This is a genomic window from Nesterenkonia sp. CL21, assembly GCF_031705515.1.
Taxonomy (GTDB): Bacteria; Actinomycetota; Actinomycetes; order Actinomycetales; family Micrococcaceae; genus Nesterenkonia; species Nesterenkonia aethiopica.
Genome location: NZ_JAUTWR010000008.1, coordinates 77,718 through 92,259 on the forward strand (window position 1 = coordinate 77,718; position 14,542 = coordinate 92,259).

A 14,542-nucleotide genomic window follows, 5' to 3' on the forward strand; every position below is an offset into this window, starting at 1 on the left:
CGCGGCCGTTCCTCCTGTCGGAGGGGTCGGTTAGTGTCGGAGACGCAAAGCCGGTAGCATAGGGCAGGTTGTCTGACGCTGGTTCAGTGTGCCCGCCTGCGGGTCGACGCCGAGACTCCCGGTCGTCGGAACTGGGCCGCGCAGATACGCACGATGCAATGAACCTCCTGTTACGGAAAGCCCGTGACCGCAAGACCGAAGGAGGTGGGTTCACACATGCGTCACTACGAACTGATGGTGCTCGTCGACCCCGAGGTTGATGAGCGCACTGTGGAGCCGACTCTCGGCAAGTACATGGAGATCGTCAAGAAGGACGGCGGCTCCGTGGAGGAGATCGACGTCTGGGGACGTCGTCGCCTGGCCTACGAGATCAAGAAGAAGAACGAGGCGATCTACGCCGTCGTGAACTTCCACTCCACGCCCGACTCGGCTGCCGAGCTCGACCGACTGCTGCGCCTGAACGAGACGATCATGCGCACCAAGATCATCCGCCCCGAGGACCAGCGCATCGCCTGATCCTCCGGTGGACGGGCCGTCAGGCCCGAACCCTGTCAGGCATGAACCCAGGAGGAGCTGTACATGGCCGGCGAGACCATCATCACTGTTGTCGGGAACCTGACCGCTGACCCGGAGCTGCGCTTCACCCCCTCGGGTGCGGCCGTGTCGAACTTCGTCATCGCGTCCACGCCCCGGTTCTTCGACCGTCAGGCGAACGAGTGGAAGGACGGAGAGACTCTCTTCGTCCGCTGCTCGCTGTGGCGTGAGGCGGCCGAGAATGCGGCCGAGTCGCTGACCAAGGGCACCCGGGTGATCGCCCAGGGTCGCCTGAAGGCACGCTCCTTCGAGACCAAGGAGGGCGAGCGTCGCACCTCCTGGGAGCTCGACGTCGACGAGATCGGTCCGTCGCTGCGCTTCGCCACGGCGAGCGTGCAGCGTCAGGGCCGCGGTGGCGGCGGCGGAGGATTCAACGGCGGCGGCGGCGGTGGCGGCTTCGGCGGCGGTGCTGCGGCAGGTGCCGGCTTCGGCGGAGGGGGAGACTCCTTCGGCGGTGGCGGCGGCCAGCAGAGCTCCGGCGGCTGGGGCGGCGACTCCGGCGGCGGCTCCTCCGACCCGTGGGGCGGACAGCCCTCCGGCGGCGGCTGGGACACTCCTGACACCAACGAGCCTCCCTTCTGAGGAAGGCCCACCACATAATCCTGTTCACCATCCCGCAGGAAGCACCTGCGGGCTCCGATCTAGAGAAGGAGCACCACGATGGCAAAGGCTGAACTCAAGAAGCCCAAGCCCAAGGCGAACCCGCTGAAGGCTGCTGACATCAAGGTCATCGACTACAAGGACACCGCCCTGCTGCGGAAGTTCATCTCCGACCGAGGCAAGATCCGTGCTCGCCGCGTGACCGGCGTGTCCGTCCAGGAGCAGCGCAAGATCGCCCAGGCGATCAAGAATGCTCGTGAGATGGCTCTGCTGCCGTACTCCGGCGCGGGTCGCGGCTGATCCAGGCTGTCTGGGAAGGAAAGGAACACACCAATGGCAAAGCTCATCCTGACGCAGGAAGTGTCCGGTCTGGGTGCCGCGGGCGACATCGTCGAGGTCAAGGACGGCTACGCGCGCAACTACCTGCTGCCGCGTGGCTACGCGCTGACGTGGACCAAGGGCGGCGAGAAGGACGTGGAGCGTATCCGCGCCGCTCGCAAGGCTCGCGAGATCGCCACCGTCGAGGAGGCGCAGGCGATCGCTGAGAAGCTGCAGTCGCAGCCGGTGAAGATCGGCGTGAAGACCGGGGAGTCCGGTCGCCTGTTCGGCACCGTGGGTGCCGCGCAGATCGCGGAGGCCGTCGAGGCCGCCGGTCTGGGCTCCATCGACAAGCGCACCGTCGAGATCCCCGAGCGGATCAAGGCCGTGGGCAGCTACTCCGCCACGGTGAAGCTGCACGCTGACGTCACCGCCGCGCTCGACCTGCAGGTCGTCGCCGCCAAGTGACCCGCGCAGTCCGCATCGTGCCTCGCTGAGGCTCGAGCCACGGACACCGCATCACCACAGGGCCCCGGGAGAACATCCTCCCGGGGCCCTGTCGTGTGTCCGGGGCCTGTGGTGTGTCTGGGGTGGGGTCACGCGAGCCTGGGGGCGCGCCGATCACAGGGTGTTCGGATCGAGGGGTCATTCTCCGGCACATCTCGCAGCGCTTGCGCGCGTCACCCAGGGTGACATGCACGGGAAAGTGACTCCTGGATGGGGAGCACGCGGGATGTGGGCCGGCTGGACGCGCAGAGCATGCGGGATGTGGGCCGGCTGGACGCGCAGAGCAACCGGGGATGCGAGGAGTGGGGGCGGGGCGCCTGGTGTGATGACGCGCTCACGGGGGGCGAGCTGATCGGATCGCCGGGTCCGGCAGAATCACGACGACGGCGAGGTCGACCTCCGGTGCCGCCCGGCCGCCTGTGGCGGGCCGTGGGGCAGGTCCGGTCGCCTCCGCGCCGTGATTCCCTTCCCTGCGCCGGTCTCCCGGCGATCCGATGCAGTTCTCGCCCGATCCCTGGACGGTGCGACATGGATCCGGCGGACGTCGCCGTCGTCGTCGCCCGCGTGCGGTCCGCGCAGGGCCGTCATGCGGCAGGCCGCCCGTGGGCGGCCTCCGTCGTCCACTCGCATGATGACATTGCTGCCGTCATCACCGGACCCGCTCGACAGAGGAGTCCATGCTGGTCGGTCGGGCTGTGGTGAACCCGAGCCGGCCGCGAAGCTGTTCCCGGCCCGATGCTCGAATCCGATCAGGTCGGCCGATCAGCAGGTGGGCGGATGCGCGCCGACGGAGCCAGCCAATACCCGCCCTGCGAGTGGGGGACGCCTCACACCATATGGCGACTTCTCGTCAGTAGCAATACCCCGATCGGACAAGCCTGTGGATAAAGTGTGGAGTGTGCGGCGTGTCTTGTGAACAACCTGGGGGGAACTCTGTGGATACTTTTCCACAGATGGTGCCAGTCGCGCTTTGACCTGCGGTGATGTAGCGACACACCTGTGAATTCAACTTTTTTTGAGAGCGGTCTTACCGCCGCTTCCAGGGCTTGTGGTGCGGCCGCATCACGGTGTATAAGCCTCTCTGCGTCGGGTTTTCCACAAGGATTCCACAGCATGGCGGGCCTTCGCGGGATGGTGGGTGAGATACCTGCACGTCAGGGGCATCTGGTGTTCAGACCCTCCTGATCTGTCGCCTGGGGGAGGTGTCCTGGAATAGCGTGGGAGGCGGAGGCGTTGCCGCCCGTGAACAGATTCAATTTTGAAATAACGGCGGACGGGCTCCTTCCACCCGTGGCCTTCCAGACCCCCTAGGAGCGGACATGCAGTTCGGCGTCTTCAGCATCGGCGATGTCACCCCCGACCCCACCACCGGACGCGCGCCCACCGAGCATGAGCGGATCAAGGCCACGGTCGCCATCGCGCGGAAGGCCGAGGAGGTCGGGCTCGACGTCTTCGCCATCGGCCAGCACCACAATCCGCCCTTCGTGGCCCCGGCGAACCCGCCGATCTTCATGGCGCACGTCGCCGCGCAGACCGAACGCATCCTGCTCTCCACGGCCACCACGCTGATCACCACCACGGACCCGGTGCGGATCGCCGAGGACTACGCGTACGTCCAGCATCTGGCCGACGGGAGAATCGACCTCACGTTGGGCCGGGGCAACACCGGCCCCGTCTACCCCTGGTTCGGCAAGGACATCCGCGCCGGCATCCCGCTGGCTGTGGAGAACTACGCGCTGCTGCACCGCCTCTGGCGGGAGGCCGCCGTCGACTGGCAGGGCCGCTACCGCACCCCGTTGGAGGGCTTCACGGCCACGCCTCGCCCGCTCGACGACGTCGCACCCTTCGTGTGGCACGGCTCCATCCGGAGCCCGGAGATCGCTGAGCAGGCCGCCTACTACGGCGACGGCTTCTTCCACAACAACATCTTCTGGAACAAGGAGCACACCGGGCGGATGGTGGACCTCTACCGGGAGCGGTACGAGCACTACGGCCACGGATCTGCCGAGCAGGCCATCGTGGGCCTGGGCGGCCAGGTGTTCATGCGCCGGAACTCCCAGGATGCCGTCCGGGAGTTCCGGCCCTACTTCGACAACGCGCCGGTCTACGGCGGCGGACCCTCGCTGGAGGAGTTCACCGAGATGACCCCGTTGACCGTGGGCACCCCGGAGCAGGTCATCGAGAAGACCCTGAGCTTCCGAGAGTATGCAGGCGACTACCAGCGTCAGCTGTTCCTCATCGACCACGCGGGACTGCCGCTGGAGACCGTGCTGGAGCAGGTCGAGATGCTCGGTGAGGAGGTCGTGCCCGTGCTGCGTCGCGAGGTGGCGGCCCGGACTCCCCAGGGCACGCCCGAGCCGCCCACGCATGCCTCGCTGGTCCGGCGTCGGGAGGAGGGGCGAGACCCCATCCCCGGAGGGAAGAAGGACGACGTCGAGGCCTCGGGACGCTGACGCAGCAGCACGCCGGGCGACCACCCCGGTGACCGCGCTGCCGGCTCGGCTCGTCCCGGCACGATGTCCGATCCCCATGATGGATCGTGGGGCTCAGAGACGTGGGGCTCAGAGACGTGGGGCTCAGAGACATGAGGCTCAGAGATCTGGACGGGGAGGGAACGGCTGGAGAGGAGACGGGCTGGCCTCAGGCGGCCTCGCGCAGTCGGGTCTCGAGCGCGTCCAGCCAGGCCGGCATGCTCGCCCGGGCCTGGGGAGTGTCCGGGTATCGGCATCGCAGGTGCAGGCCGGTCTCGTTGATCACGAACCAGATCATCACCCCGTCGGTGCTGATCACTGCGCTCACATGCTGGGGACGCAGAGCCTCGTCGACGGCGATCGGCAGTCTGCGGTGGTCCAGCCAGGACATGGCGAACATCCCCGGCTCGGCCGGCATGCCGCCGTAGGGCCGCATGATCGGGGCCAGCGGCTGGCTGCCCAGCCTGATGGCCTCCTTCACGGCCCGGTGGCTCGCCTCCAGAGAGGGGTCGTCGTTCTCCAGCACGGCATTGGTGATGAACCAGCCCACGGAGTCGAACCAGCGCCGCTGATCCCGGGAGTGCACCGGGAACACGGTGCGCAGCGGCTGGTCGCCCAGCTCGGCGAACAGCGCGGTCATCACCGAGACCGCCACGGAGATCAGCCGCACCCCGTGGGTGACGGCGTGGGCCTCCAGGCGGGCCAGCTGGTCGGGGTCCAGGACGTCGCGGACCTCCACCACCTCGGGCTGGGGGAGGGACAGGTCGCCCAGCGGCAGGGGGAAGCGGGGCATGACGCCTCCCCCGGCGTCGAGGATCTCCCGCCACCGTTCCACCAGCGGCTCCGGTGGCGCGGGCCGAGCCTCCAGGGCTGCGGTGTGGGCGGCGAAGGGCTCCGCCGTCGGCAGCGTCTCCCCGGGTGGCCGGCCCGCCTGCAGGTCCGCCAGGCAGGCGGTGACGTCCCGGATGATGACCAGCAGCGACCAGGCGTCCACATGGGAGTGGTCGGCGCCGATGATCACCTGAGGCGCTGAGCCGTCGGTGGGCTCGACCAGGCACAGCCGGTGCGACGGTGCGGCGAACGGGTCGCAGACGGCGTCGAAATGGGCGCGCAGGGCCTGGCGCACCTCCTCGGCGCTGAGCACGCCGTCGTCAGGGGCCGTCGGGCCGGCCGGGGCGACGTCGGCGCTCCCGGCACGCAGGCTGATCTCGGCGACCGGGCGTGCGTGGGCCGGGGCCAGCTGCTCCCAGCCACCAGGGCCGATGCGCACCGGGTCCAGCCGCAGCTCGGCGTCCGCCCAGCTGAACGTGGTGCGCAGGGTGCCATGACGTTCGATGACGGCATGCCATGCCGCCGCGACCTCGTCCCGGCTCGCCGGATGCTCCAAGGAGAACGCCGCGGCCATCCAGGAGCCGGGCCGGGAGCCGAAGCTGACATGGCGGTTCTGATCGAAGGAGACCGGCAGGGGTGAGCCCTCGGGGGCGGAGACCGTCACCGAGTAGCTGGAGAGCCTCCCCGGACGGGTGTCCATCCGGGCGACGTTGGTCAGCCGCATAGGCGTAGTCTAGAGGGACATCCCTCCGCCCGGGACCCCTTGACGGGGGCCGAGCGGGGACGCATGCCGGCAGGCGAGGACAGCGAGGTGAGGCAGGAGCAGTGGGCACATTCCGGACCGACGGTGCGTCCCTCAGCTACGACCTCAGCGTCCCCGAGCCCACAGAGGCGGGGACCTTCGTCCAGCTCCACGGCCTGACCTCCTGCGGCTCCCGCGAGCAGCGGGCCGGCCTCGACATGGCCGGCCGTCTCCAGGGAATGCGCGTGCTGCGCTACGACGCCCGGGGCCACGGCTCCTCCACCGGCCGCGACCGCGCGGAGGACTACCGGTGGCCGCGTCTGGCCGAGGATCTGCTGGCCCTGCTGGACGCTCTGGCCCCCGGGGAGCAGGTCCACGCCGCCGGCCCCTCGATGGGAGCGGCCACGCTGCTCCACGCCGCGCTGGCCGACCCGGACCGCTTCGCGACCCTGACCCTGCTGGTCCCGCCCACCGCCTGGCAGACCCGTGCTGCCCAAGCGGAGAACTACCGGCGCTCCGCCCAGCTGGTGGAGGACCACGGGATCGGTGCCTTCGTGCGGATCGGTGCCCAGGTGCTGCCCCCGCCGGCTCTGGCCGACCGTCCTCGCGAACAGGTGCCCGCGGTCAGCCAGGAGCTGCTGCCCGCGATCTTCCGCGGCGCCGCGCTCACAGATCTTCCGGCGGCCGATCAGATCGCCCGGCTGCAGATTCCCACCCAGATCCTCGCCTGGGAGGACGACCCCTCCCACCCGGTCTCCACCGCAGAGGAGCTGCACCGGCTCATCGGCGGCTCCACCCTGGGCGTCGCCGCCACCCCGGAGGATCTGGCCACGTGGCCGGGGCGCACGGCCGCCCATGTGGAGGCCCATCCGGCCCGTCCTGCCCCTCCGGACTGCGGTCACCGGGGCCGTGAGCAGGGGCGCTCGGAGCTGTCAGCTCGGGGTGAGAAGATGGTCTCTGCCGAGCCACGCTGACCCGCGTCGCCCGACCCCGGCACGGCCCGCCACCGCGGAGTCCGCGCCACCCGAGAACCACCCCCACGGAGGAGCACGGTGAGCCTGGAAGCCTATGACGCCCCACCGGCCGCGGAGTCCCGCACTCCGCCGCAGGACCTCGTCGCCGAACAGTCGGTGCTGGGCGGCATGATGCTCTCGAAGGACGCGATCGCCGACGTCGTCGAGATCCTCAAAGGCCCGGACTTCTACCGTCCGGCCCATGAGCTCATCTATGACGCGATCGTGGACCTCTACGGACGCGGGGAGCCTGCCGACGTCGTCACCATCTCCGACCACCTCACCAAACGCCAGGAGCTGCAGCGAGTGGGTGGGCCGGCCTACCTGCACAACCTGGCGCAGTCGGTCCCGACGGCGGCGAATGCGGCCTTCTATGCGGAGATCGTCCATGAGCGGGCGATCCTGCGTCGCCTGGTGGAGGCCGGCACCAAGATCGCCCAGATGGGACACACCGCCGACGGCGAGGTCGAGGCCATCGTCAATGCGGCCCAGTCGGAGATCTACAACGTCGCGGAGAACCGGCAGAGCGAGGACTACGTGGCCCTGGCCGACGTGCTGGTGCCGACCATCGATGAGATCGAGACCAACGCCAGCCACGACGGCGGCCTGACCGGCATCCCCACGGGGTTCCGGGATCTGGATGACCTCACCCATGGGTTCCACGGCGGGCAGATGATCATCGTCGCCGCACGTCCCGCCATGGGTAAGTCCACCCTGGCCCTGGACTTCGCCCGCGCCGCCTCGGTGGGGCACGGGATGACCTCGGCGTTCTTCTCCCTGGAGATGGGGCGCAATGAGATCGCCATGCGTCTGCTCTCCGCCGAGGCGAAGATCCAGTTCCAGGACCTGCGCAAGGGCGACATCCGGGAGGACGACTGGGACAAGATGTCCCTGGCGGTGGACAAGCTCAACGAGGTGCCGCTGTTCATCGACGACTCCCCGAACATGTCCCTGATGGAGATCCGCGCCAAGGCGCGGCGGCTGAAGCAGCGGCACAACCTGAAGCTGATCGTGCTGGACTATCTGCAGCTGCTCAGCTCGGGCAAGCGGGTGGAGTCCCGCCAGCAGGAGGTCAGCGAGTTCTCCCGAACCCTGAAGCTGCTGGCCAAGGAGCTCGACGTGCCGATCATCGCGCTCTCCCAGCTGAACCGAGGCTCCGAGCAGCGCACGGACAAGCGCCCCCAGGTCTCCGACCTGCGTGAGTCCGGCTCCATCGAGCAGGACGCGGACATGGTGCTGCTGCTGCACCGTGAAGAGGTCTATGACAAGGAGTCCCCGCGCGCCGGCGAGGCGGACATCATCGTCGCGAAGAACCGTAACGGCCCCACCCGGGACATCGTGGTCGCCTTCCAGGGTCACTATGCCCGCTTCCAGGACATGGCGCAGGACATCTGAGGTCACTGAGCATCTGAGGTCACTGACCAGTGGGAAGGAGTGTCACGGGCGGCTCCGGCGCTCCAGCAGCGGGGCGACCAGCTGGGCCACGGTGATGCCTCGACGCTGGGCCTCGGCCTGCAGGGCGGCCGCCGTCTCCGGGTCGATGCCGATCGGCGGTGCAGGTGCCTGCGGGGGCGCCGTCGAGGGCGCAGACGCCCCTGGTGCGGCCCGGCGGCGCAGCGCCGAGAGCAGAGGTGTGACCACTCCGGTCAGCACCGCCAGGATCAGCATGATGCCGTAGAACCGACCGAAGGCCTCGCTCTCCCAGCCGACCTCCCAGATGAGGAGCAGCGTGAGTGCGGCCGCCACGGTCAGCAGCGCCAGCGCCGCGCGGAGCAGCCAGCGGATGAGGGCGTCGCGGTGGGCGGTCAGGGCCAGCAACAGACTGGTGAAGCTGAAGGCCACGGTCAGCGTGACCCCGGAGAGCAGGAGCTGGAACGGGTCCCAGGACCAGCTGGCCTCCCGCCAGATCAGCACGACTGACCACGCCAGGCTGAGCAGGGCCACAGCGACGCCGAGGAATCCCACCCAGCGTGAGGGGCGGGTGAACACCGCTGCGCAGCAGAGCATCGCCAGGCTGTAGAGCCCGACCACCACGGTGGTCAGCAGCACCTGGGACCCGGTGCCGTCGAGGTCGGCGCCGAGCAGCACCAGGATGCCGGCTGCGGCGGCGAGGCTGAACGAGACGATCATCGCCCAGAGGAAGACCCGTCGGGCGATCTGGCCGGGATCCTTCGTGGTCGACATGGCGGCCCCTCTCTCGTCGCGGCGAGTCGTTCCTGGAGCATAGCGGGGGTGCCTACGGCCTGCCCCTGCTTGAGGGCCGAGCCGCTGCGAGGGAAGGCCCCGATCGGGTCTAGGATCACAGATGATGAGACCGTTCCAGGAACTTGTGCGCGAAGCCTGCGAGGCCGAAGTCGGCGGGTGGGGATTCCGCTGGCTCGACGGCAGAGCCACCGAGGAGCGACCCCCGTGGGGCTACGCCCGACTGATGGCGGGCAGACTCGCCGCGGCGACCAGCGCCTTGGACCTTGACACCGGCGGCGGTGAGGTCCTGGACGAGGCCCCTGTCCTGCCGCCTACCATGCGGGCCACCGAGGCCTGGCCGCCGAATCTCGCCGTGGCCCGCCACCGCCTCGGGCCCCGGGGGGTCGAGGTGGCCGACACCTCTGCCGTCCAGGGTCTCCCGTTCGCCGACGAGACCTTCGACCTGGTGACCTCCCGGCATCCGGTGTCCCCCGACTGGCCCGAGATCCACCGGGTGCTCCGACCGGAGGGAACCTATCTCGCCCAGCATGTGGGGCCCGCGTCGGCCTTCGAGCTGATCGAGCACTTCCTGGGCCCGCAGCCGGAGGCCCGGAGACACCGCCACCCTGACCGGGAGGCGGAGCAGGCCCGGGACGCCGGTCTGGAGATCCGCGACCTGCGGACCGCGCGGTGCCGGATGGAGTTCCACGACGTCGGCGCGGTGATCTGGATCCTGCGCAAGTGCCCCTGGTGGGTGCCCGGATTCCAGGCGGAGGACCACATGGACCGGCTGCGGGCGCTGGACCGCCAGATGCGGGCGGGTCGGCCCGTCGTCGCGCATTCCACCCGGCACCTGATCGAGGCCGTGCGTCCCGCTCAGCGGTAGGAGTCGACGTCGAGCTCCTCCACCGGGGTGTCCTCCATGGCGGTGATGAAGCTCCAGGCGTCGGGCCGAGAGCCGTCCACATCGGTGAGGTCATAGTGCGCCGCCAGCTCGAAGGAGCTGGTGGAGCGGGTGTTCCACCGGGCCCGGTCGGGATCGGCCGCCAGGGCGGTGATGCCGCGGGCGAGCATGGCGGGGGTCTCGGAGATCACGAACTCATAGGGCGGGACCACGCCGCTCGTGCCACGGTTCGCCTCCGCGACGGAGCGCCAGGTCTCCTCGGTGACGTCGAAGTGGTCCAGCATCATCTCCGAACGCAGCCACCCGGGCGATACCGAGACCGCGGTGCCGCCGTGGGCGGCCAGCTCGTGGCCCTGCGCGTAGGCGAGCCGGTCCACGCCGGTCTTGGCCAGGTCCAGGAACACCGTCTCCCGGTAGTGGGCGGCGTTGTACGCACGGGTCCCGTCGGTCACCTCCACGACCAGCCCGCCGGGGTTTCGGATGAGCAGCTCCAGGGCGCAGGCGCTGGTGTTCAGATGGGTCAGCAGCGCGGTGTCGAGCAGGCGCCGGCCGGCGTCGAGGTCGTACTCCCACAGCGGGGTGCCGAACTGCACGTAGGCCTCCCCGCCGATGTCATTGATCAGGATGTCCAGCCGGCCCTGCTCCGCGTCGATCCGCGCCACCAGGGCCTCGACGGCGTCCACGTCGAGATGGTCGACGACGACGGGGTGGGCCGTCCCACCCTCGGCGGTGATCAGCTGCGCGGTCTCCTCGATGGTCTCGGGGCGCCCGTAGTCCGATGGCACTCCCGCTGTGGAGCGTCCTGTGCAATACACCACGGCGCCGGCTCGCCCGAGCTCGCGGGCGATGGCCCGGCCGGCCCCGCGGGTGGCGCCGGCGACCAGGGCGATGCGTCGGGTCAGGTCTGGAGCGGTCTGCGATGCGGTCATGGAGTCCTCCTGAGTGTGCTGTACTGCGGCGGGGTGCGCCACCGCCCGCGGATGGGGCGTCAGCATGATCATCTCCTCCATTGACGACACCTGATGTCGCCAATGAGCAGGGTCACTGCGTAGGCTGAGCCCATGCGCACCTCCCGACTGGTGGCCCTGCTGTTGGAGCTGACCCGCCTGCGGCGCACCACGGTGACAGAGCTGGCCGAGCGCCACGGCGTCTCCGCCCGCACCATCCAACGGGACCTCGCCGCCCTGCAGGAGATGGGCGTACCGGTATGGACCCGCACCGGGCCCGCCGGGGGAGTGGGGCTCGTGGAGGGCTGGCGCTCCCCGCTGACCGGGATGCTCGCCGCCGAGCTGCAGGCCCTGCTGCTCGGAGAGACAGGATCCCGGGAGCTGGGCCTGGAGGCCGATTACCAGGCCGCCCGGATGAAGATGCTCGCAGCCCCCGGGGCCGAGGCCCGGCAGCACGCCGCAGTGGCCGAGCGCTTCCACGTGGACCACGGCCGGTGGTTCCACGAGCCCGAACGCCCCGCCGCGCTCGCCGAGGTGGCTCAGGCGGTCTGGTCCGGTCAGCGGATCAGCATCCGGTACACCCGCTCCGATCCGTCGGCGGCGCCTGTGAGCCGGCTCCTGGACCCCCTGGGCCTGGTGCTCAAGAGCGACCGCTGGTACCTGGTGGCCGCGCACCGGCGCTCCGTGCGGACCTACCGACTCTCCAGGATCGAATCGGTGACCCGGCATCAGGAGTCCGCCTGGCGCCCACCGGACTTCTCTCTGGCCGAGCATTGGCGACAGAGCCGTGCCCAGTTCGAAGCCTCCGTGGTGAGCCTGCCGGTCCGGCTGCGAATCCCCGTCGCCTCGGCCGACGCCCTGCGGGCCGCTCTGCCCGGCACCGGGATCGACGCCGCCATCGATGCGGCCATCGACGCCGCATCCGCAGCGGCGCGACAGCTCAGTCAGGAGGCGGCGCCGCAGCCTGACCACCTCGACATCTCGCTGCTCACCGAATCCCTGGGCATCGTGAGCACCCAGCTGCTGGCTGTGCCGGGCATCGAGGTCATCGAACCACCCGAGCTGCGGCAGGCGCTGGCCGCACGGGGCCGAGATCTGGCGGCCCGCAACGCCCCGCACGAGCGCTGAAGGGTCCACGATAGGATCTCGCCTGTGACCACCCCACCCCGCTCCGCCGCCCAGCCAGCCGCCCAGCCCGGTGTCCGGCCCGCCGGCGAGGTGCCCCGCCTGGTGGCCTTCGACATCGACGGAACCCTGCTGGACTCCACCAAGACGCCGCAGCCAGGGACGCTGCGGGCGCTCGAAGGGCTGCGCTCCGCCGGGGCGCGCATCATGCTCGCCTCCGGCCGGCCCATTCCCGGCCTGCGGGCGCTCGCGGAGCGGCACGGCCTCGGCGAGGACCTGATCCTCGCCGGGCTCAACGGTTCGGTGATCGTCGACCAGGCCACCGGGGCCACCCTGGCCCGGCGTCCCGTCCCGACCCAGCTGGCCGCTGAACTCATCGCCACCGGGAGCCGGCACGGCGTGCTGCTGATGCTCCCGCATGACGACGAGCTGATCGTGGCCGACGACGGCCACCCGCAGGCCGCCCATGAGGCCGGCGGCAACGGACTGAGCCTGAGGGTCGTCGACGACATCACCTCCCCGGGCATCGAGCCCACCAAGATCCTCTACTGCGCGGAACGTCCGGTCCTCGAATCCCTGGAGGCGGAGCTGCGGTCCGGCTACGGGAAGCAGATCGAGCTGACCTACTCCTCACCGATCTACATGGAGGCCACCGCGGCCGGCGTCGACAAGTCCACGGCCATCCTCGACTGGTGCCGAGCCGAAGGGATCGACGCCGCGGCAACCGTCGCCTTTGGGGACAACGGCAACGATGTCACCATGCTGCGCGCGGCCGGGCTCGGTGTGGCCATGGGCAACGCGATCCCCGAGGCGCAGGAGGCCGCCGACGTCGTGACCTCCAGCAACGACGACGAAGGCATCGCCCGGGTGCTCTCCCGGTGGGTGGACGTGGGGGAGCTGGAGCCGGCCACATCCTGAGACACGGGTCCGTCTGCTGAGACGGAGCGTGAGCTGTTGTCAGACGCATTCTGCAGTCTGCATGGTGTGCGGGTGGAGTGTGATCCACCTCACCTATCTCGCCCATCAGGAGTTCCACCATGAGTTCGAACAGAGTCGTCGTGTACAAGTCCCCCGGAGAGGTCGCCGTCGAGTCCATCGACTTCCCCTCCCTGGAGGTCCCTCAGGAGGTGGCGGACCACTTCGGGATCACGAAGAAGGCGCCCCACGCCGCCATCCTGAAGATCGTCACCACCAACATCTGCGGATCCGACCAGCACATGGTCCGCGGACGCACCACCGCACCCCAGGGTCAGACCCTGGGGCACGAGATCACCGGAGAAGTCGTGGAGACCGGGGAGGATGTGCTCTTCCTCCGTGAGGGAGACATCTGCTCGGTGCCCTTCAACATCGCCTGCGGGCGGTGTCGCATGTGCGACGAGGGCAAGACCGGCATCTGCCTCAACGTGAACCCCGCCCGCGCCGGCGCCGCCTACGGCTATGTGGACATGGGCGGCTGGATCGGCGGGCAGGCGGAGTACGTCATGATCCCCTATGCGGACTTCAACCTGCTGAAGTTCCCGGACCGTGACCAGGCGCTGGAGAAGATCCTGGACCTCACCATGCTCTCTGACATCTTCCCCACCGGCTATCACGGTGCCTACACGGCCGGTGTCACCACCGGATCCACCGTCTATGTGGCCGGGGCCGGACCCGTGGGGCTGGCCGCCGCGCACTCGGCCCAGCTGCTGGGCGCCTCCGTGGTCATGGTCGGGGACATGAACAAGGACCGCCTCGCCCAGGCCGAGAGCTTCGGCTGCGTGGGCATCGACCTGACCGCCGAGGGGGAGCTGACGGAGATGATCGCCGAGATCGTCGGCGACCCGGAGGTCGACGCCGCCGTGGATGCCGTCGGCTTCGAAGCCCGTGGTCACGGGGAAGGCGCCGGGGAGGCTCCGGCCACCGTGCTCAACGACTGCATGACCGTCGCCCGCGCCGGGGCCGGGATCGGGATCCCCGGACTGTATGTCACCGGTGATCCTGGGGCCGTGGACGACGCCGCCAAGGAGGGCACCCTCGGTGTCCGCCTGGGGCTCGGCTGGGCGAAGTCGCACTCCTTCGCCACCGGTCAGTGCCCGGTGAAGCAGTACAACCGGAAGCTGATGAACCTGATCCTCCACGATCGGGCGCAGATCGCGCAGGCGGTGAGCGCCACCACCATCAGTCTGGATGACGCACCACGCGGCTACCAGGAGTTCGACGACGGCGCGGCCCGCAAGTTCGTCATCGATCCCCACGGGATGGTGCCAGCCTGAGTCTGCGACGACCCGTGAAGCGCTGGGGCGGCCTGTCGAGGAGGACGGGCCGCC

Annotated in this window: 14 protein-coding genes; 11 read left to right on the plus strand and 3 right to left on the minus strand. The window is 69.6% G+C overall.

Translation table 11 applies throughout. The features are described from left to right. The first annotated feature begins 216 nt into the window (after positions 1-216). From rpsF to Q7C18_RS12195, 5 genes are all read left to right on the plus strand, one after another. On the plus strand, positions 217-516 hold the full coding sequence (rpsF, locus tag Q7C18_RS12175) for a 30S ribosomal protein S6 (RefSeq protein WP_070158535.1): 300 nt from the start codon (positions 217-219) through the stop codon (positions 514-516). 63 nt (positions 517-579) lie between these two features. Further along, positions 580-1,176, plus strand: coding sequence for a single-stranded DNA-binding protein (locus Q7C18_RS12180; protein WP_311025613.1), 597 nt, complete (start codon positions 580-582; stop codon positions 1,174-1,176). A 78-nt stretch (positions 1,177-1,254) separates the two neighbouring features. Continuing rightward, positions 1,255-1,494 (plus strand): 30S ribosomal protein S18, encoded by a 240-nt coding sequence (gene rpsR / locus Q7C18_RS12185; RefSeq protein WP_070159044.1) that lies wholly within the window; start codon positions 1,255-1,257, stop codon positions 1,492-1,494. 33 nt (positions 1,495-1,527) lie between these two features. After that, complete coding sequence (rplI, locus tag Q7C18_RS12190; RefSeq protein WP_070159043.1) at positions 1,528-1,980, plus strand: 50S ribosomal protein L9; 453 nt, start codon at positions 1,528-1,530, stop codon at positions 1,978-1,980. A 1,358-nt stretch (positions 1,981-3,338) separates the two neighbouring features. Continuing rightward, positions 3,339-4,472: an LLM class flavin-dependent oxidoreductase gene (locus Q7C18_RS12195; protein ID WP_070159042.1), complete on the plus strand. Its 1,134-nt coding sequence runs from the start codon at positions 3,339-3,341 to the stop codon at positions 4,470-4,472. Between the two features lie 187 nt (positions 4,473-4,659). On the opposite strand, the gene Q7C18_RS12200 is transcribed toward Q7C18_RS12195, so the two are convergent. Then, a complete protein-coding gene (locus Q7C18_RS12200) occupies positions 4,660-6,045 on the minus strand; it encodes a peptide synthetase (protein WP_311025614.1) in 1,386 nt (461 codons plus the stop codon). 101 nt (positions 6,046-6,146) lie between these two features. Here Q7C18_RS12200 and Q7C18_RS12205 point away from each other — a divergent pair, with 101 nt between their 5' ends. Beyond that, the gene (locus Q7C18_RS12205; RefSeq protein ID WP_311025615.1) at positions 6,147-7,037 is read left to right on the plus strand and encodes an alpha/beta hydrolase; all 891 of its coding nucleotides are present in this window, start codon (positions 6,147-6,149) and stop codon (positions 7,035-7,037) included. Positions 7,038-7,121: 84 nt separating this feature from the next. Then, entirely contained in the window at positions 7,122-8,471 is a 1,350-nt protein-coding gene (gene dnaB, locus Q7C18_RS12210) for a replicative DNA helicase (RefSeq protein ID WP_311025674.1), read from the plus strand. A gap of 42 nt (positions 8,472-8,513) precedes the next feature. Here dnaB and Q7C18_RS12215 read toward each other — a convergent pair whose 3' ends face one another. Next, entirely contained in the window at positions 8,514-9,260 is a 747-nt protein-coding gene (locus Q7C18_RS12215) for a hypothetical protein (protein WP_311025616.1), read from the minus strand. Positions 9,261-9,384: 124 nt separating this feature from the next. Between Q7C18_RS12215 and Q7C18_RS12220 the strand changes: the two genes are divergently transcribed. Beyond that, a complete protein-coding gene (locus tag Q7C18_RS12220) occupies positions 9,385-10,146 on the plus strand; it encodes a class I SAM-dependent methyltransferase (RefSeq protein WP_311025675.1) in 762 nt (253 codons plus the stop codon). Here the strand turns inward: Q7C18_RS12220 and Q7C18_RS12225 are convergent. After that, the gene (locus tag Q7C18_RS12225; RefSeq protein ID WP_311025617.1) at positions 10,137-11,159 is read right to left on the minus strand and encodes an SDR family oxidoreductase; all 1,023 of its coding nucleotides are present in this window, start codon (positions 11,157-11,159) and stop codon (positions 10,137-10,139) included. The two genes, Q7C18_RS12220 and Q7C18_RS12225, sit on opposite strands and share 10 nt — an antisense overlap. A gap of 66 nt (positions 11,160-11,225) precedes the next feature. On the opposite strand from Q7C18_RS12225, the gene Q7C18_RS12230 reads away from it, so the two are divergent. From Q7C18_RS12230 to fdhA, 3 genes are all read left to right on the plus strand, one after another. Beyond that, entirely contained in the window at positions 11,226-12,239 is a 1,014-nt protein-coding gene (locus Q7C18_RS12230) for a WYL domain-containing protein (protein ID WP_311025618.1), read from the plus strand. Between the two features lie 24 nt (positions 12,240-12,263). Further along, on the plus strand, positions 12,264-13,154 hold the full coding sequence (locus tag Q7C18_RS12235; protein ID WP_311025619.1) for an HAD family hydrolase: 891 nt from the start codon (positions 12,264-12,266) through the stop codon (positions 13,152-13,154). Between the two features lie 119 nt (positions 13,155-13,273). Beyond that, the gene (gene fdhA, locus Q7C18_RS12240) at positions 13,274-14,488 is read left to right on the plus strand and encodes a formaldehyde dehydrogenase, glutathione-independent (protein WP_070158503.1); all 1,215 of its coding nucleotides are present in this window, start codon (positions 13,274-13,276) and stop codon (positions 14,486-14,488) included. The last annotated feature ends 54 nt before the right edge of the window (positions 14,489-14,542 follow it).